The sequence below is a fragment of the Gardnerella swidsinskii genome, from assembly GCF_023277705.1.
Taxonomy (GTDB): Bacteria; Actinomycetota; Actinomycetes; order Actinomycetales; family Bifidobacteriaceae; genus Bifidobacterium; species Bifidobacterium swidsinskii.
Map to the genome: position 1 here is coordinate 578,608 of NZ_CP083176.1, position 18,679 is coordinate 597,286.

The 18,679-nt window shown below is 47.3% G+C and carries 11 protein-coding genes and 1 tRNA gene; 4 read left to right on the plus strand and 8 right to left on the minus strand.

Annotated features, from left to right (window positions below; all coding sequences use genetic code 11):
• Positions 1–56 precede the first annotated feature (56 nt).
• Together K9E37_RS02275 and rpoB are read right to left on the minus strand one after the other, a co-directional pair.
• Positions 57–4,076 (minus strand): DNA-directed RNA polymerase subunit beta', encoded by a 4,020-nt coding sequence (locus tag K9E37_RS02275; RefSeq protein WP_248893498.1) that lies wholly within the window; start codon positions 4,074–4,076, stop codon positions 57–59.
• Positions 4,077–4,146: 70 nt separating this feature from the next.
• Entirely contained in the window at positions 4,147–7,695 is a 3,549-nt protein-coding gene (gene rpoB / locus K9E37_RS02280; protein WP_033888523.1) for a DNA-directed RNA polymerase subunit beta, read from the minus strand.
• A 902-nt stretch (positions 7,696–8,597) separates the two neighbouring features.
• Between rpoB and K9E37_RS02285 the strand changes: the two genes are divergently transcribed.
• From K9E37_RS02285 to K9E37_RS02295, 3 genes are all read left to right on the plus strand, one after another.
• Positions 8,598–9,299 (plus strand): tRNA (cytidine(34)-2'-O)-methyltransferase, encoded by a 702-nt coding sequence (locus K9E37_RS02285; RefSeq protein ID WP_004109264.1) that lies wholly within the window; start codon positions 8,598–8,600, stop codon positions 9,297–9,299.
• A gap of 33 nt (positions 9,300–9,332) precedes the next feature.
• Positions 9,333–10,328, plus strand: coding sequence for an HhH-GPD family protein (locus K9E37_RS02290; protein WP_248893500.1), 996 nt, complete (start codon positions 9,333–9,335; stop codon positions 10,326–10,328).
• A gap of 114 nt (positions 10,329–10,442) precedes the next feature.
• Positions 10,443–11,252, plus strand: a complete 810-nt coding sequence (locus K9E37_RS02295) for a peptide ABC transporter permease (RefSeq protein ID WP_231130951.1) — start codon at positions 10,443–10,445, stop codon at positions 11,250–11,252.
• 260 nt (positions 11,253–11,512) lie between these two features.
• On the opposite strand, the gene K9E37_RS02300 is transcribed toward K9E37_RS02295, so the two are convergent.
• The 4 genes from K9E37_RS02300 to K9E37_RS02315 all read right to left on the minus strand — a co-directional run bounded on the left by K9E37_RS02300 (position 11,513) and on the right by K9E37_RS02315 (position 15,593).
• The gene (locus K9E37_RS02300) at positions 11,513–12,877 is read right to left on the minus strand and encodes a PFL family protein (RefSeq protein WP_248893502.1); all 1,365 of its coding nucleotides are present in this window, start codon (positions 12,875–12,877) and stop codon (positions 11,513–11,515) included.
• Between the two features lie 38 nt (positions 12,878–12,915).
• A complete protein-coding gene (locus K9E37_RS02305; protein WP_102155642.1) occupies positions 12,916–13,254 on the minus strand; it encodes an ACT domain-containing protein in 339 nt (112 codons plus the stop codon).
• 131 nt (positions 13,255–13,385) lie between these two features.
• Entirely contained in the window at positions 13,386–14,399 is a 1,014-nt protein-coding gene (locus K9E37_RS02310; RefSeq protein WP_012914450.1) for a ribose-phosphate diphosphokinase, read from the minus strand.
• Positions 14,400–14,516: 117 nt separating this feature from the next.
• Positions 14,517–15,593 carry a DMT family transporter gene (locus tag K9E37_RS02315; RefSeq protein ID WP_217430568.1) on the minus strand — a complete coding sequence of 359 codons (1,077 nt, stop codon included), beginning with the start codon at positions 15,591–15,593 and terminating at the stop codon, positions 14,517–14,519.
• A gap of 248 nt (positions 15,594–15,841) precedes the next feature.
• On the opposite strand from K9E37_RS02315, the gene rfbB reads away from it, so the two are divergent.
• Entirely contained in the window at positions 15,842–16,933 is a 1,092-nt protein-coding gene (gene rfbB, locus K9E37_RS02320; RefSeq protein WP_248893504.1) for a dTDP-glucose 4,6-dehydratase, read from the plus strand.
• Positions 16,934–17,066: 133 nt separating this feature from the next.
• Here rfbB and K9E37_RS02325 read toward each other — a convergent pair.
• Together K9E37_RS02325 and glf are read right to left on the minus strand one after the other, a co-directional pair.
• A tRNA-Ser gene (locus tag K9E37_RS02325) sits at positions 17,067–17,151 on the minus strand.
• Between the two features lie 278 nt (positions 17,152–17,429).
• Positions 17,430–18,659 carry a UDP-galactopyranose mutase gene (glf, locus tag K9E37_RS02330; RefSeq protein ID WP_248893506.1) on the minus strand — a complete coding sequence of 410 codons (1,230 nt, stop codon included), beginning with the start codon at positions 18,657–18,659 and terminating at the stop codon, positions 17,430–17,432.
• Positions 18,660–18,679 lie beyond the last annotated feature (20 nt).

Genomic DNA, 18,679 nt, shown 5'->3' on the forward strand with positions numbered 1-18,679 from the left:
AAAGGAGCTTCAAGCCCGAAAGCTTGAAGCCCCATTTTTATATTAGATTAGCGCAATCACTCAGCTTCGTCGCCATAATCGCTCTGACCACCCTGATCGTCAAGGAAGTCATCTGGATTAAAGTCGTCGCCGAGCTTCATATCGCCAAAATCAATGTTGGAGAAGTCAACATCACCCATATCGCTCTCACCGAAGTTCGAAGGCGTGCTATCCGCACCGCCCAAACCGAAGTTTGGATAAATAGAGTCGCGAACTTGAGGATCCGGCTCCACGTTAGCGTTGCGGTAACGCGCCAAACCGGTACCAGCTGGGATGAGCTTACCGATAATCACATTCTCCTTCAAGCCCTTAAGGTCATCTTCCTTCTGGCTTAAGGCGGCCTCAGTAAGCACGCGCGTAGTCTCCTGGAACGATGCTGCAGAAAGCCAAGAATCCGTAGCCAAAGAAGCCTTGGTAATACCCATAAGCTCTGGTCGACCAGCAGCAGGCTTGCCACCGTTCTTAACGGCAGCCAAGTTTGCCTCACGGAACTTTGCCTGATCCACAAGCTCACCTGGAAGAAGATCCGTATCGCCAGAATCGATCACCGTAATACGGCGAAGCATCTGGTGCACAATAACTTCAATGTGCTTGTCGTGAATATCAACGCCCTGAGAACGGTAAACGTTGTGAACTTCTTCCACAATATTCACCTGAGCTGCGCGCGGACCAAGGATTCGCAAAATCTTCTTAGGATCCACAGAACCCTCAATCAGCTGCGTACCAACGTCAACATGCTCGCCATCCTTTACCAGCATTGGCGCACGACGCGTCACAGGGTAAACGATTGGCTCAACCGTAGTGTCGTCTGGAGTCAAAGTCACCTGACGACCATGGTCAGTATCCTCAACCTTCACAACGCCTGGGAACTCAGCGATTGGAGCCTCACCCTTAGGAGTACGAGCCTCGAAAAGCTCCGTAACACGAGGAAGACCCTGAGTAATATCAGAAGCCGAAGCGACGCCACCAGAGTGGAAGGAACGAAGCGTAAGCTGCGTACCAGGCTCACCAATGGACTGTGCTGCAACAATACCAACAGCCTCGCCAACATCCACGAGTCGGCTCGTAGCCAAGGACCATCCGTAGCACTTTGCGCAAACGCCGCGCTTAGATTCGCAAGTAAGCACAGAACGCGCCTTAACTTCCTCAACGCCGTGCGCAACCAAATCGCGCAAAACGTCCATAGAAAGCGCATCTCCGCACTTTGCCAAAACTGTAGTGCCGTCAGCAGGATCGAGCACGTCTGCAGCAAGCAAGCGCGAGTATGGACCGCCATCAGCAGCCTTAACAAGCGTCAAATTGCCGTTTTCGTCGCGATCAGCAATCTTCATCATAAGACCGCGCTTAGTGCCACAATCTTCTTCGCGAACGATTACTTCCTGCGAAACGTCCACAAGACGACGAGTCAAGTAGCCAGATTCTGCCGTACGAAGTGCGGTATCTGCCAGGCCCTTACGAGCGCCGTGCTGGGAGATGAAGTACTCCAACACAGACAAGCCGTCGCGGTAGTTTGACTTAACAGGTCGAGGAATAATCTCGCCCTTAGGGTTTGCCACGAGGCCTCGCATACCAGCAATCTGGCGAATCTGCATCCAGTTACCACGTGCGCCTGACTGAACCATGATGTTCACGTTGTTGTCGTCGTGGAAGTTTTCGCGCATTGCGTCTGCAACCTTGTCGGTGCATTCAGTCCACAAGTTAATCAACTCTTGACGACGTTCTTCGTCGGTAAGAAGACCCATATCGTACTGGGAGTTGATTTTTGCAGCCTGATCCTCGTAATCTTGCGCGATTTGTTCGCGATTTGGAGGAAGCACAATGTCGGAGAATGCCATCGTTACGCCAGACCAAGGAGCGCGAGTAAAGCCGAGATCCTTCAAAGCGTCGAGTGTTGCTGCAACTTGAGCTGTAGAATAGCGGGTTGCAATTTCGTCGACGATCTTAGAAAGTACGCCCTTTGGCACCTGCTCGTTTACGAACGGATAGTCGACTGGCAAAGTTCCGTTGAACAAAATGCGTCCGCAAGAAGTTGCAAACAGTACAGTTCCGTCCTTAAAACGCTCTTCGCGCACAACGTCCGGGCTGCCTGGCTCAGGGTCGACAACCTTAAGCTCAGCAGGCTCCCAATTCTTTGGCAATACGAAGTCTGCAGGAACTCGAATCAGCACCTTAGCTTGCATGTCAATCTCATGCTTGTCGAGAGCCATTTCAGCTTCAGCAAGCGAGGAGAAAATACGACCCTGACCCTTTGCTCCGTCAATTACGGTAGACAAGTAGTAAAGACCCAGAATCATATCCTGAGAAGGCATTGTAACGGTGTGACCGTCTGCTGGCTTCAAGATATTGTCGGAAGCCATCATCAAAGTGCGTGCTTCGGCTTGAGCTTCTGCAGAAAGCGGAAGATGCACTGCCATCTGGTCACCATCGAAGTCTGCGTTGAATGCTGCGCAGGCAAGTGGTGGCAGGTGGATTGCTTTACCTTCAACCAAAATTGGCTCAAATGCTTGAATACCCAAGCGGTGAAGTGTAGGTGCGCGGTTAAGAAGCACAGGATGCTCGGAAATAACTTCCTCCAAGACGCCCCAAACTTCGGAGTCGCCGCGGTCAACCAAACGCTTTGCGCTCTTCATATTCTGAGCAAAGCCCTGATCTACCAAACGCTTAATAACGAACGGCTTAAACAGCTCCAATGCCATTGGCTTTGGCAAACCGCACTGATGCATGCGAAGACTTGGACCAACGACGATTACGGAACGGCCGGAGTAATCAACACGCTTACCGAGCAAGTTCTGACGGAATCGACCTTGCTTACCCTTAAGCATGTCGGAAAGCGACTTTAATGGTCGGTTGGATGCGCCGGTTACTGGGCGTCCGCGGCGACCGTTGTCGAAGAGCGAATCGACTGCTTCCTGAAGCATGCGCTTTTCGTTATTAAGCATGATTTCAGGAGCGCCGAGCTCAATAAGTCGCTTCAAACGGTTGTTACGGTTGATTACGCGACGGTACAAATCGTTCAAATCGGAAGTTGCAAAACGACCACCATCGAGCTGAACCATTGGTCGCAAATCTGGTGGGATTACTGGAATTACGTCCAAAACCATAGCTTCTGGCTTGTTTCCAGTAGTCAAGAATGCGTTTACAACCTTCAGTCGCTTCAAAGCGCGAGCCTTGCGCTGACCGGTTCCGTTGTCGATTTCTGCGCGAAGCTCCTCTGCGGCAGACTTCAAATCGAAGTCCTGCAAACGCTTCTTAATAGCTTCAGCACCCATGCAGCCTTCGAAGTAGTCACCGTAGCGATCTTCCATCTCGCGCCACAAGTCAACGTCGCCTTCCATGTCTCCGGCACGCAAGCCCTTGAAGCGGTCGAACACGGCATTCAAACGCTGAATCTGCTCGTCGTAACGGGTGCGAATAGCAGACATTTCGCGTTCTGCACTAGCGCGCAGCTTAGATTTTGCAGCACCTTTGCTTTCGCCAGATTCTTCCAGCTCGTGCAAGTCTTCTTCAACTTTCTTTGCGCGCGCTTCAATTTCGTTATCGCGGCGCTTGCGAAGGTTGCCGATTTCGGTATCGAATTCGTCTTGCAAATCTGGAAGATCTTGATGACGCTGTTCTTCGTCGACTTTCGTAACCATGTAGGCTGCGAAGTAGATTACTTTTTCAAGATCCTTAGGTGCAATGTCGAGCAAGTAGCCCAAACGGCTTGGCACACCCTTGAAGAACCAAATGTGCGTTACCGGAGCTGCAAGCTCAATATGACCCATGCGTTCGCGGCGAACGCGGCTGCGGGTAACTTCCACGCCGCATCGCTCGCACACGATTCCCTTAAAGCGCACGCGCTTATACTTACCACACGCGCACTCCCAATCGCGAGTTGGACCGAAGATCTGCTCACCGAACAGACCGTCCTTCTCTGGCTTTAGGGTACGGTAATTAATGGTTTCTGGCTTCTTTACTTCGCCGTGGCTCCAGCTACGGATATCTTCGGCGGTGGCCAGTCCAATCCTCAGTTTGTCAAATGCGTTGACGTCCAGCACTCTTATCGTCCTGTCTCATGAAATTGTTTTCTAATGTTTCTTAATTTCTTAAAGTGTGTTCGTTACCGAATCACTGGTATTCAGGTTCAACAGCAATCTGATCTTCCTTGGCGGACGAATCTGGTCGAGCGCCAATATTGAAGCCAAGATCGTCGGAAGATGAAACTGGGTCGTCCTCTTCATCCTTCATGTCGATTGCAACGCCTTCAGCGTTCAACACTTCAACATTAAGGGAAAGCGACTGCATTTCCTTAAGCAACACCTTGAAGGATTCAGGAATGCCAGCTGGTGGCAGGTTATCGCCCTTGACGATAGCACCATACACGCGCACGCGACCGTCGACGTCATCAGACTTCGTAGTCATCATTTCGTGCAATGTGTAAGCAGCACCATAAGCCTCGAGCGCCCACACTTCCATTTCGCCGAAGCGCTGACCGCCGAACTGAGCCTTACCACCCAACGGCTGCTGGGTAATCATGGAGTAAGGACCAGTGGAACGTGCGTGAATCTTATCATCAACCAAGTGATGCAGCTTCAAAATGTACATGTAGCCCACAGAAATTGGCTTCGGGAATGGCTCACCAGTACGACCGTCGAATAAGGTTGCCTTACCGTCGGAGCCAACAAGCTTGTCACCATCGCGATTTGCGAGTGTTGTAGAAAGCAAGCCCTTCAAAGTTTCTGGGCGCACGCCGTCGAATACTGGTGTTGCAACTGGAGTGCATGGATCGCCATGCTCAGCACCTTGCGGCACGTACTTCTTCCAAGCTGCTTCCAAATCTGGATCCAAGTTAATATCCCAGCCAGCGTGAGCAATCCAGCCCAAGTGAAGCTCGAGCACCTGACCCAAGTTCATTCGAGAAGGCACGCCCAACGGGTTAAGCATGATGTCAACTGGAGTACCATCAGCCAAGAATGGCATATCTTCTTCTGGCAAAATGCGGGAAATAACACCCTTGTTGCCGTGACGACCGGAAAGCTTATCGCCTTGCGTAATCTTACGATGCTGAGCAATGTAAACGCGAATCATTTGGTTCACGCCGTTTGGAAGCTCGTCACCGTCATCTTCAGCGTCTTCACGAGTGATTTCCTTAACTGCAATCACAGTACCAGTCTCACCGTGTGGCACGCGCAAAGAAGTATCGCGCACTTCGCGGCTCTTTTCGCCGAAGATTGCGCGGAGCAAACGCTCTTCTGGAGTAAGCTCGGTTTCGCCCTTAGGAGTTACCTTACCAACCAAAATATCGCCAGCTTCGACTTCAGCGCCAATGCGAATAATGCCGCGCTCGTCAAGATTTGCAATCGCATCTTCACCAACGTTTGGCAAATCGCGAGTAATCTCTTCGGAACCAAGCTTGGTTTCACGAGCGTCGATTTCGTACTCTTCAATATGAATAGAAGAAAGCGTATCATCTTGCACAAGACGCTGGGAAATAATCACAGCATCCTCGTAGTTGTAACCGTTCCAAGGCATGAATGCAACGAGCAAATTCTTACCCAATGCAAGTTCGCCCTTTTCGGTTGCAGGACCGTCTGCCAAAACAGTACCAGCTTCAACACGCTCGCCATCTTTAATAAGCGGCACTTGGTTGTAGCAAGTAGTCTGGTTAGAACGCTGGAACTTTGAAAGCTTGTAGCTGGACTGAGTTCCATCGTCGTTCATAACGCGAATAATATCTGCAGAAACGTAAGTTACTACGCCCGGCTTTTCAGCTAAGATTACGTCGCCAGAATCAACTGCTGCACGCCATTCAGAGCCGGTACCAACAAGTGGTCGCTCCGACTTAATAAGCGGCACAGCCTGACGCTGCATGTTCGTACCCATCAATGCGCGGTGACCTTCATCGTGCTCCAAGAATGGAATCAAGGAAGCACCAAGGGAAACCATCTGACGTGGGGAAACATCCATGTAATCTACAGTGCTTACAGGCACATCGACTGCTTCTTCTTCGTCCACGCGAGCAAGTGCTTGAGTGCCAACGAAGTTGCCGTTTTCGTCGAGTTCCTGGTTTGCTTGAGCAATAACGTGCTCGGCTTCGCGGTCTGCAGTCATGTATTCAACTTCGTTAGTTACGTGACCATTCACAACCTTGCGGTATGGGGTTTCGATGAAGCCGAATGGGTTGATGCGTCCGAAGGTTGCCAAAGAACCGATAAGACCGATGTTTGGACCTTCTGGGGATTCGATTGGGCACATACGTCCGAAGTGGGATGGGTGCACGTCTCGAACTTCCATAGAAGCGCGATCGCGAGAAAGACCACCAGGACCAAGTGCGGAAAGACGACGCTTGTTCGTAACTCCTGCCAAAGGATTGTTTTGATCCATAAACTGGCTGAGCTGGGAAGTTCCGAAGAATTCCTTAATAGTTGCGTTTACTGGACGAATGTTAATCAAGGACTGAGGAGTAATTGCCTCTGCATCCTGAGTTGTCATACGTTCGCGCACAACGCGCTCCATGCGGCTTAAGCCGGTACGAAGCTGATTCTGCACAAGCTCGCCAACCTGACGAATACGACGGTTGCCGAAATGATCGATATCGTCAACGTCAACGCGCAACTGCACGTCTTGACCGTCGCGCTTACCTGGGAAGGTCTTTTCGCCGGAATGCAACGTTACCAAGTACTTAATAGTTGCGATAATATCTTCGCGGTTCAAGCTACGATCGCTGTAATCTGCTTCAATACCGAGCTTGCGGTTGATCTTATAGCGACCAACGCGAGCCAAATCGTAACGCTTTGTGTTGAAGTAGAAGGAATCGAGAAGGTTGCGACCAGCTTCTGGAGTTGCAGTATCTGCAGGGCGAATCTTACGGTACAAATCGGTAAGTGCATCGTCTTGCGTTTCGATAGGCTCTTTTGCGAGCGCATCCAAAACAAGTGGGTATCCTTGGAAAGCATCGGCAATTTCGTCTTTCGTCATGCCAATAGCCATAAGGAATACGATTGCAGACTGCTTACGCTTGCGGTCAACGCGAACGCCTAAAACGTCACGCTTGTCGATCTCAAATTCCAGCCATGCACCACGGCTTGGAATAATCTTCGCACCGAAAACATCCTTGTCGGAAGTGCGATCCTGCGTGCGATCAAAATACACGCCTGGAGAGCGCACAAGCTGCGAAACAATTACTCGCTCGGTGCCGCCAATAATAAAAGTACCGTGTGGAGTTTGAAGTGGAAAATCACCCATGAAAACAGTTTGGCTCTTAATTTCACCAGTTTCGCCGTTTTCAAACTCAGCATTCACATAAAGTGGAGCAGAATAGGTGTAATCCTTTTCCTTGCACTCGAGCACAGTGTGGCGTGGCTCTTCAAAGTATGGATCAGAGAATGTGAGACTCATTGTCTCAGCAAAGTTCTCAATTGGGGAAATCTCCTGGAAGACTTCGTCGAGACCAGAAACATGAGGCACGGTGTGAGTTCCGTTTGCTTCATCTTCTGCAACGCGCTTCTTCCAGCGTTCAGAACCGATCAACCAATCAAAGCTGTCGGTTTGCACGCCGAGGAGGTATGGCACATCAATAGGCTCACAAATGGAGCCAAAATTCACACGATCTGACGCTTTATGCAACTTAATATCATGTTCGTCAGCACGTGCGATGACTTTCGTGGTGCTCGTCATAGCTTGTTCAGCAGCCAATGGACGTTCCTTTATCACTCGCTAGTTAACTATTTAATCTTTGAAAAACTAAAGAAAATCGCGGCAAACGAAACTGCCAAATAAGCAAGTTGCGATGCGCGGGCGCCTTCTTCGGTTCCATGAGCATGCCCGCTATATGACACACCTTACACAGAACCTCTACTTTACCAAAAACTAAAGACTTCCTTATTAATAAAAAAGTCCGCTCTAGCGCTTGCAATTTCTGGGATGCTTAATATTCTCTACTTCAGTGGAACGAATATTCGTGTGGTGAGATTTGAGATTTTTCGCACTGAGCGCGGCGAACGTCAGAGCCGCAGGCTGCTGATTCACCAAGCGAAGAAGAAAAATCGAAAAATCTCTGCGATAAGGCACGGTTATTAACGATTAAACACGCAGAGTTTGGGGGATTTCTCTACGAGCACTAAAAGAGGACTGCGCATTGACTTGCCGGAGCGCTTAAAGCGTAGCGCGCGGAGGCACTTCAATGCGGAAACTCGCTAAAGTTGGAAGTCCAGTGGACTTCCAACGCGAGTTTCGCAAGCGAGCGTAATAAAACGCGAGCTTATCGTTAAAAAAGTTTAAGAATAAAGCGCCCGAAAGAACGCTCACGCGCAAAGCGCGCTCGCTACTGAGCTTGCGTTGAAAGCACACCGTGCTTTCAACTTGAGCAAGCTCACGCTCCGAGTTGCTTTCGCGAGCACAATGCTGCGCTCAAGCATGTCGTCGCGCTAGTAACACCCACCACTCACAGCCACTTCAGAAACACACCAGCCAAACACCAGCTAAAACTCGCGCCACATTAAACTATACAAGTTGCGAGTAAACTAAATACGTTACGATTACGAAGTTACGTAAAGATACTTAAAAAGCTAAGGAATAGCATGAATAACAGCGAGAATACGCAAGAAGCAGCAGCCAAAACCAAAAAGCAAACCGAAGCACAAACCGAAGCACACAAAGCAGCAGCAAGCCGCGTAGAGCAAATGTACGAGTACGGCTACCGCAAATCAAATTATGGCCCAGACGAGCTTGTAACCGACGCTCACGGAAATCCAATTAGCGTTATGGACGCAATGCTCAGCGCCGACGACGCAGCGCGCGCAGAAACGCACACTCCTCACCTTTGCTTCTACTCCCCTCGTATTCCAGGAAATACAGGTTCCGCAATTCGACTTTGCGCTGTAACTGGCACTATTTTGCACTTGGTTGAGCCGCTTGGTTTTAATTTGCACGATACTAAATTACGTCGCGCAGGCTTGGATTATCACGATATGGCTCACGTTGTTTTGCACCCAAATTTTGAGAATTTAGTTGAGTCAATGCCAAATTCGCGAATTATTGCGTTTACTGCGAATGCTACGAAACTTTACACTGAAATTGAATATAAGCCGAACGATATTCTGCTTTTTGGACCAGAACCAGGAGATATTCCTGATCCAATGGATGTTATGGCAGGCCCGCACGTGGCAGAGCAGGTGCGTCTTCCTATGCGCCCGTCACTTCGTAGTTTGAATCTTACAAATTGCGCTTCTATTGCAGTGTATGAAGCGTGGAGACAACTCGGTTTTACAGGCGGAAAGTAATCACAAAAGTATACGACGTTTACATAATTAAGCATGCAACAAGATTCACAATCTCTCCCCGAAGAACATCTCACCGAAGAAACTTCTCAGCCATTGCGCGAATTGGCAACACTTACGCGCGATAATGTTGCACTTTTTTGGCATAGTTGTGCACGCGATTTGCCTTGGAGGTTTGGGCACACTACCCCTTGGGGTGTGCTTGTGTGTGAAGTAATGAGCCAGCAAACGCAAATGAGCCGTGTTGTACCCTATTGGCTCACTTGGATGCAAACTTGGCCAGATGCACAATCACTAGCTCACGCTACGAGTGCTGAAATTATTACAGCTTGGGGTCGCCTCGGCTACCCTCGACGCGCGTTACGTTTACAATCTTGTGCTCAAGTTGTAGCAACAAGATATCGCAATAAGCTGCCATGCACCTATGAAGAACTTATTGCCTTGCCAGGTGTAGGCGATTACACAGCAAGTGCAATACTCAGCTTTGCTTATGGCAAGCACATTGCGGTGATTGATACAAATATTCGCCGCGTACTTATGCGCGCTTTTACTGGAACTGAATCGCATGATGGCAGCACAACGCAATCTGACCGCGAGCTTGCTGCCGCAGTATTGCCAGAAGATAATCATGTTACTGCTACCACTGCTAACGCTACTAACACCACCAACACTACCTGCACTTCATCCGTTTGGAATCAGGCAATTATGGAAATTGGTGCTACCATTTGCACAGCACGATCTCCGCAATGCACTGCATGTCCTTTGCAAACATGGTGCTGTTTCAAAGCTGCTGGATTTCCAGGTCTTGGCCGCCATACCCGCCCCCAGCAGCATTTTGCCGGCACTAATCGGCAAGTGCGCGGTATTATTTTGCAGGCATTGCGTGAGGCACATAAAAAACAGCAGGTATTGCAACGTTGCGAGATCAACAATTTATGGTCGAATCAAACACAACTTAGCGAATGCATTGCTTCGCTCAATCATGACAGTCTTATCACTATATTGCCAGATGGCACTTTAGCACTACCTTAAGTAACTAACTCATTACGCTGCTTTTGTAACTCTTTAATTAACAGCTTAATTACTTTGTATGTGAGCCTACCTTGTGTAGTGAGTACAGTTCATCTCATCGACTTATGTATTACAATGGTAAATATGTCAATGCCAACTACGTCACCACGTGAGCCGCATCGCAATGCGAGCGCAACATCGGTTCGCAACCCGATGCGCAAACCCGTGCGTAAGACCGTACGTAACATGAGCGCAGCAAAACGAAGAATGTATCGTCGTCGCAGAATTGTTGTCGGTATTGCTTTGTTGCTTTTGATTATGTTGGCAATATTTTGTGTTATTAGCTTGAGCAAGGGTATTGCCGCTATTAGTAAAGCGATTGCTGGTCATGAAGTTACCATTGTTCGTCATTCAGTGCCAGACCCCCGTCCTGTTGGATTAACACCTCATTGCACTGATAAAGATATTCGTCTTGAGCTTTCTACTAAGTCACAAACTGTTCCTATGGGCGGTAGTGTTGAATTGACAGAACGATTTGTGTACGAAGGAAACTCTTCTTGCCTTATTGACGCATCGGATATGAATGCCGTTTTAACTATTAATAGTAGTGAAGAAGTTACGCAAGGTAAGCAAGAAACTAAAGATAATAAAAAGAAAGATAATAAAGACAACAAAGACTTTAAAGATGCAAGTAAGAGCGTTGACTACTTATCACATGCAGTATGGCGATCTGATAGTTGTGACACTGCATTAAAACCGCTGCTTATGGCGAAGGGTGATCATTTCGAAAAGAAAATCACTTGGAATACCAATACTACCGTCGGAAAAGGCTGTGTTGCAGATGACGATTTACCGAAGGTGGATCGCGGCACATACGTTGCGCGGCTTGAGCATAAGCGCGTGCCAGGGCTTCACAGCGAGCCAGTGATCATTAATGTGCAGTAGGATTTATGCGTGCGACGACCTGCCGAAGCGCTGCGCTCGTTTTTGTGGACTTATGTGGGGTGTAAGTCCCCAATTGCGCGCATGTTCTCCGGCATTTGCGCTGACGACTGCACCAGTAACGAAAAAAACGGTGACGCTCGCGCGGGTAACGCGCTCGCTACGAAACTCGCGTTGGAAGTCCCCCGGACTTCCAACTTAAGCGAGTTTCCGCTTTGACCGAGCTTGAAATCCTGTGATTTCAAGCTCGGTCAAAGCGCACGCTAATTCTTGAAGCTGTGTACTGGAGCAGGAATACGTCCACCGCGAGTTACGAAAGCTTCGCAGCTTGTTTGGTTTACTGGCATAATCGGCGCATATCCCATTAATCCGCCGAAGTTCGCCATTTCGCCTACACCTTTTCCAATTACTGGAATAATTCGCACAGCGGTAGTTTTTTGATTAATCATACCAATTGCAGATTCATCCGCGATCATGCCAGAAATCGTTGCAGCGGAAATGTTTCCAGGAATTGCAATCATGTCAAGACCGACTGAGCAAACGCATGTCATTGCTTCAAGCTTTTCAATAGTCAAGCAGCCAGACTTTGCAGCAGCAATCATATTTGCATCTTCCGAAACGGGTATAAACGCTCCAGAAAGACCGCCAACATAGCTACTTGCCATAATGCCGCCCTTCTTAACTTGATCGTTCAGCATAGCGAGCGCTGCAGTTGTGCCGGGAGCACCAACCTGATCCAAACCGATTTTCTCAAGCACTTCGCCAACAGAATCGCCAACTGCAGGAGTTGGAGCAAGCGACAAGTCTATAATTCCAAACGGCACACCAAGCCTACGAGAAGCCTCTTGCGCAACCAACTGACCTACACGAGTAATCTTAAACGCAGTGCGCTTAATAGTTTCGCATAGAAAAGCAAAGTCTTTTCCTCTAGCAGCATCGAGTGCACTCGAAACAACGCCAGGACCAGACACGCCAACATTGATCACAGCATCGCCTTCAGTTACGCCATGGAAGCCGCCTGCCATGAACGGATTGTCGTCCGGAGCATTACAAAAAGCCACGAATTTAACGCAACCGTAAGAATCGTTTTCAGCTGTAGCTTCAGCAATCTTTTTAATCGTACGTCCGAGCAGCTCTACGCAATCCATGTCTATACCGGTTCGTGTTGAGCCAACATTCACAGACGAGCACACAATTTCCGTCTCACTTAAAGCTTGCGGAAGCGACTCAATAAGCATGCAGTCTGCTGCAGTCATCGACTTTGCTGGAAGCGCAGAATACCCACCAATTAAATCAACTCCAACAGTGTGTGCTGCTCTGTCTAATGCGTGCGCAATTTGCACAAAATCTTCAGGCTTTTTACAAGATGACGCTCCAACAAGCGAAATCGGAGTTACAGTAATTCGCTTGTTTACAATTGGAATTCCGTAGTCGCGCGAAATATCGTTGCCAGTTTTTACTAAATCTTTCGCAAGACGTGTGATTTTTGCTTCAACTTTACAACAAACGTCCTGCACGTTTTCGCAAGCGCAATCTAGTAGGTTGATTCCCATGGTGATTGTGCGAACGTCGAGCTGTTCTTGCTCAATCATCGAATTAGTTTCGCTTACTTCCATCAGGTTGAGCATTATGTACTTCCTTACGTTTACTTAGATTGCTGCGGATTTTAGATTCTGTGCATTGCAGTGAAAATATTGCTACGCTGGCAGCGAATACGCACGCCAATTTCGTCTCCTAGCGTTTCTAATCCTGCAGCAAAATTGCCAAATTCGCAATCAACAGTAGACACGTCAACAATCATCATCATGTTGAAGAATCCGTCGACAATTGTTTGAGAAATATTCAAAATATTTACATTATGCTCGGCAGCATGTGAAGTAACTTTTGCAATAATACCAACGGTATCGCAGCCGACAACGGTAATAATCGCCCTGAAAGCATCAGATTGCAACGCTTCTTGCGATTCATTATTCTCTGCAACTGCTGTTGTGTTATTGGCGACCATATTTGCCTCCTGCCGTTTTGAACCCGCATGTTAATGCATAAAGTTTATGCATTAACGCAAATTATGCGGTTATTTGTTTCAATTTTACACATCATACGTTTTTATGCGCTTTATGCGCTTTTATACATTTTTTATGCGTAAATATTATGCTGCTTCATATCTTCCGGAAGTGCGTTGCGAAGCGACACAAGCGATCCAGAGCGGAACACGGAACGAATGCCAGCAGCAAGAAGCGGCGCAATCGAAAGAACCGTCATATTATCAAGACGCTTCTCTTCAGGCACAGGAACTGTATCCGTCACAATAATCTCGCGAACTCCAGCAGCTTTCAAACGCTCAACAGCAGGTCCAGAAAGCAAAGCATGCGTTGCAACCAAAGTAACAGATTTTGCTCCAGCCTCACGCAAAGTACGTACAGCTTCGCAAATAGTGCCAGCAGTATCGATCATATCGTCTACAACAATGCAATCGCGTCCTTTAATCTCACCAATGATGCCGTGAGCTTCAGCATGGTTAGGGCGCGTAATATCGCGCGTTTTATGAATAAAAGCAAGAGGTAAATCTCCGAGTTTTGCAGCCCATTGCTCAGAGACTTTGATGCGACCAGCATCAGGAGACACAATAGTTGCATTATCGAGCTTCATAGAGTTTCGCACATAATCAATAAGCACAGGCATCGCAGTCAAATGGTCAACAGGCCCGTCAAAGAAACCCTGCTCCTGAGTTGCGTGCATGTCAACAGTCAAAATGCGCGTGGCACCAGCAGCGCGGAATAAGTCAAACATGAGTCGAGCAGTAATAGGCTCACGTCCCTGATGCTTCTTATCTTGGCGAGAATATCCAAAGAACGGTGCAACCACGTTAATACTGCGAGCAGATGCGCGTCGCAAAGAATCGACCATAAGCAGCTGTTCCATAATCCAATTGTTAATAGGATTCGTGTGTGCCTGAAGCACAAACACATCCGAACCACGAACAGGCTGAGTAAAGCGCACATACATTTCGCCATTCGCAAAATCGTAGGCAGTAGTCTCAAGCACATCAATACCAAGATACTGTGCAGTCTCATTAGCAAGTTCTGGGTATGCGCGACCCGTAACTAACATCATCTGCTTTTTTGGATTGCCTTCAAGAATTGTTGACATAATTGCCTTCCCGTTTGCAAACTGGTGTTGCGCGACATAGTCGCTTTCTATTTTAGCAGCTTGTGCGCCTCGTACGACACAACAAGCGTTTTATTTTAGCGCGTTACTTTAAAATCATTAAGAACTACGCTTGCAAAGCAAAATCATCATTACGAAAATAAGCCCGAATCCCACAAAATCTGCCCATGAAAAAACAGCTCCAGTAAACATAACAGCAGTAATTGCAGCAGTAACAGGCTCGCTAGCTCCAAGCAAAGTGCCACGAACAGAACCTACTCGCATAATGCCCTCTAAGAACAGCCAATATGCTCCAAAAGTTCCAGCAATAACAGTAAAAGCAAAAAGCAGCATAGCGCGCAAATCTAATGCAGGCATCGTTTCCCACGGTCGCACAAACGGGAGCATAATACAACCAGAAATAATAAACGTAATGCCATTAACAGTCAGATTTCCCCATTTTGCAATCAATTTCACAGGCATAATAGCAAGCGCCGCTGTAGACGCAGCATCTGCAAGCCCCCAAAGCAAACCCATAACAGGCAAAGACAGTGAAGAAAGATTACCACCTGTAGCCATTAAAGCAGTTCCTGCAAAAGCTAGCACAACTCCAATAGTTTCGCGCATAGTTGGCACGCGGCGAGTGTGGAAACACGCATAAACCAAAACAAACAGTAAGTTAAGGCTTTGAAGCACAGTAGCAGTGCCAGAATTAGTCCAATCAATAGTACATAAATACGAAACTTGCGTAAGAAGAACGCACACAATTCCCGTAATAGCCATTGAAATCCAAGTACGACCAGTTTTCACAGCACCACTTAACTGCTTAGGAGTGCAAGCTGCAGCAGTAATGACAAATAACATGCCAGCAGCAATTTGACGAACGCAAGCGATTTGCAAAGGAGATACGTGATACGTCGACATGAGGATTTTCGAAACTGTTGCGTTTGCACCCCAAAATGCGCCACCTAAAAGAGTTAAAAATATTCCTACAAGAATAGCGTTTGTAGAATGATTTAACGCTGGATTAGGTTTATTTGGAGTACCTTCGATTGCTTTTGTTGCAGATTTTGATGTGTCAAAAGTCTTTGAACCTGTTGATTGCAATTTTGAAGATTGTTGCTTTTTTGTTGAAGAGGAATCAATATTTGATGAATCCAAATCATGCGCACTGCTACGCCAAGAAAACTTAACCATTATTAGATTCACCTCGCATCCCCAAAACAAGCAAACATGCAGTAATTATTGCACATCTACTCAACTAATTTGCTGGTAAACAACACTTTAGAAAAACATACTCTACTTGCACACACGAAAGAAATGTATAGTATTAAAAAATTACAATTCAAAACGCGCGCATTAAACAATAAAATCAACGAAATAAACCAAAATAACAACGTGACTTAAGCCATAAACCAACGCACTAGTCATATGAAGGCGGAAACATGCACAACTACGCATCAAACAGTAATATTTTTCAACCACACCACATTTTAGTTACTGGCGGCGCAGGTTTTATTGGATCTAATTTTGTGCATTACATAGCTAAATATCATGTAACGATTGCTGTTACGGTACTTGATTTGCTTACTTACGCTGGGAATATGGCAAATCTTTACGACTTACCTCAAGATTTTGCAAACAACCGATACGCTTTTATTCGCGGAGATATTCGAGACGAAAATATAGTTGATCAGCTATTAGATCCGCATAATCCAATTAAAACGGCAGAAGGAACAACACTTCCTGCTATCGACGCAATCGTAAATTTTGCTGCAGAATCACACAACGATAATGCAATCGAGTTTTCTGACCCGTTTATAAGCACAAATATTTTAGGAACGCATACACTCATTAAATTTGCACACAAATATAATATTCGCTTCCATCAAGTAAGCACCGATGAAGTTTACGGAGATTTTCCTATTGACAGCGTGCTTAAATTCGACGAGTCAAGTCCATATTGTCCATCTAGTCCATATTCTGCAAGCAAAGCTGCAAGCGATCTCTTGGTAAAAGCATGGTGTAGAACTTACGGTTTGCGCGCAACTATTTCGAATAGCAGCAATAATTACGGGCCACGACAGCATATTGAAAAGTTTATTCCTCGCCAAATTACAAACATTATGTGCAATATGCCAGCAAAATTGTACGGCGTGGGAGATTCGATACGCGATTGGATCCACGTTGAAGATAATTGCGACGCAATATGGCATGTTCTAACGCGTGGAACAATCGGTGAAACATATAATATTGGCGCTAACTGTGAAATTAACAACATAAATATTTTGCGGATTTTGATGCAACTCATGGGCGTGCCAGAATCAAATATAACGTATGTAAATCCCAGAATAGGCGAGGATAGGCGTTACGCACTAGATACTACGAAAATTCGAACACAATTAAAATGGGAGCCTAAACACGATAATTTGAAGCAAGAATTGCAAGAAACAATATCATGGTACGACTCTCACGCCGATTTATGGAAGCCTATTAAAGCGCAAGTCGAGCAGCATTACGCTGAATTAGGGCACTGAATTTGGGTGACGAAATTGCGCTCGACGACCTGCCTGAGTGATTAGAGTGTAACATGCGCGACGTCGGGTAAGCGGCAATCGGGTTTTCGGCATGAAAAAAGGGCTTCTAGCGATTGGCTAGAAACCCTAGGAGCGGAGAATACGAGATTCGAACTCGTGAGGCTGTTACACCAACACGCTTTCCAAGCGTGCGCCATAGACCACTAGGCGAATTCTCCAAACTGCTAACTTAGCAATCAAACTGCTTGCCAAGCAAACAACTTAAATAGAATACCACGAATCGCGGATATTGCAAACTCGCGCGCGCCGACAACCTTTTTGGGGACACTCGCGCAGATTGCGTTCTGCATTAGGGTCGAATTTTGCTTGTTTTGGGACACTCGCGCAGTCAGCAAACTGCATCCGTGTCCCTGATTGCCGTTTTAGCGCGCGCTCAGGTTACATGCTTTCAGGTTACGCGCGCGGCGGCTAATCGCAAGAACGCCCACCAAACCACCTAAGCCAGCAACGGCACCACTTGAGATTCGTAAGCGCGCAAAGCCATGTCGATTACGTTGTGCATATCGTAATAGCTGTAAGTTCCCAAGCGACCGCCGAAAACTGTGCGAGACTCAGCCGCAGCAAGCTCCGCATAGCGCGCGTACAAGGCTTTATCTGCATCAGTATTCACAGGATAGTAAGGCTCATCGTCGCGAGTTGCAGCGCGAGAATACTCCTGCCACACTACAGTTTCCCCAGCTTTCACGCTTTTTCCAGGCACAAAATCAGCCTCGCCACTAGCCTCTCCGCCAACTTCTTCACGCTCTGGATTAAAGTTCTTAAACTCAATCGCGCGCGTAAATGGCACATCAGCATCCGAATAGTTCATAACTGGGCAGCCAAAATGGTCGCTCTCCTCGTAACGCACTTCCTTAAAGTCTACAGTGCGCCACTTCAACTCGCCGAGCGCATAGTCAAAATACCTATCAACCGGACCGGTATAAACAACCGGCACTCCAGCCTCCGCCAACGCGCGCTTATTAAACGGCTGCGACTCGTCGAAAAAGTCTACACCAAGCGAAACGTGAATACGCGGATCGTCAATCATGCGCTGCATCCAAGCTGTATAGCCGTCCGTTGGCAAGCCTTCCCAAGTGTCTTTAAAATAGCGATTATTGTAGTTAAATCGCACAGGCAAGCGTTTAATAATTCCAGCAGGAAGCTCGGAAGGATCCGTCTGCCACTGCTTTGCCGTGTAGTTTTTAATAAACGCTTCATAAAGCGGACGCCCAATTAAGCTAATGCCCTTATCGTTCAAATTTTGCGGATCTTTGCCAGCAAACTCCCCCGCCTGGCTTGCAATCAAAGCCTTCGCTTCTTCTGGAGTGTAGTGCGCATGGAAGAACTGGTTAATCGTACCCAAGTTGATTGGCAACGGGTAAACTTCGCCGTCATGAGTTGCATACACGCGATGCACGTAGTTAGTAAACGACGTAAAACGGTTCACATAATCCCACACGCGTTTATTGCTTGTGTGAAAAAGATGCGCACCGTACTTGTGAATTTCGATTCCCGTGCGCTCGTCAAAATACGAGTAAGCATTGCCGCCAATATGATTTCGAACGTCAATAATTTCAACGCGAGCGCCCGTATGCTCCACTGCTTGCTGAGCTACAGTTAAGCCGAACAATCCTGCTCCAACAACTACTAAATCTGGGTAAGTTGCTGATTTTGCTTTTTCGTACATTTTATTCCTTTATAAGATAC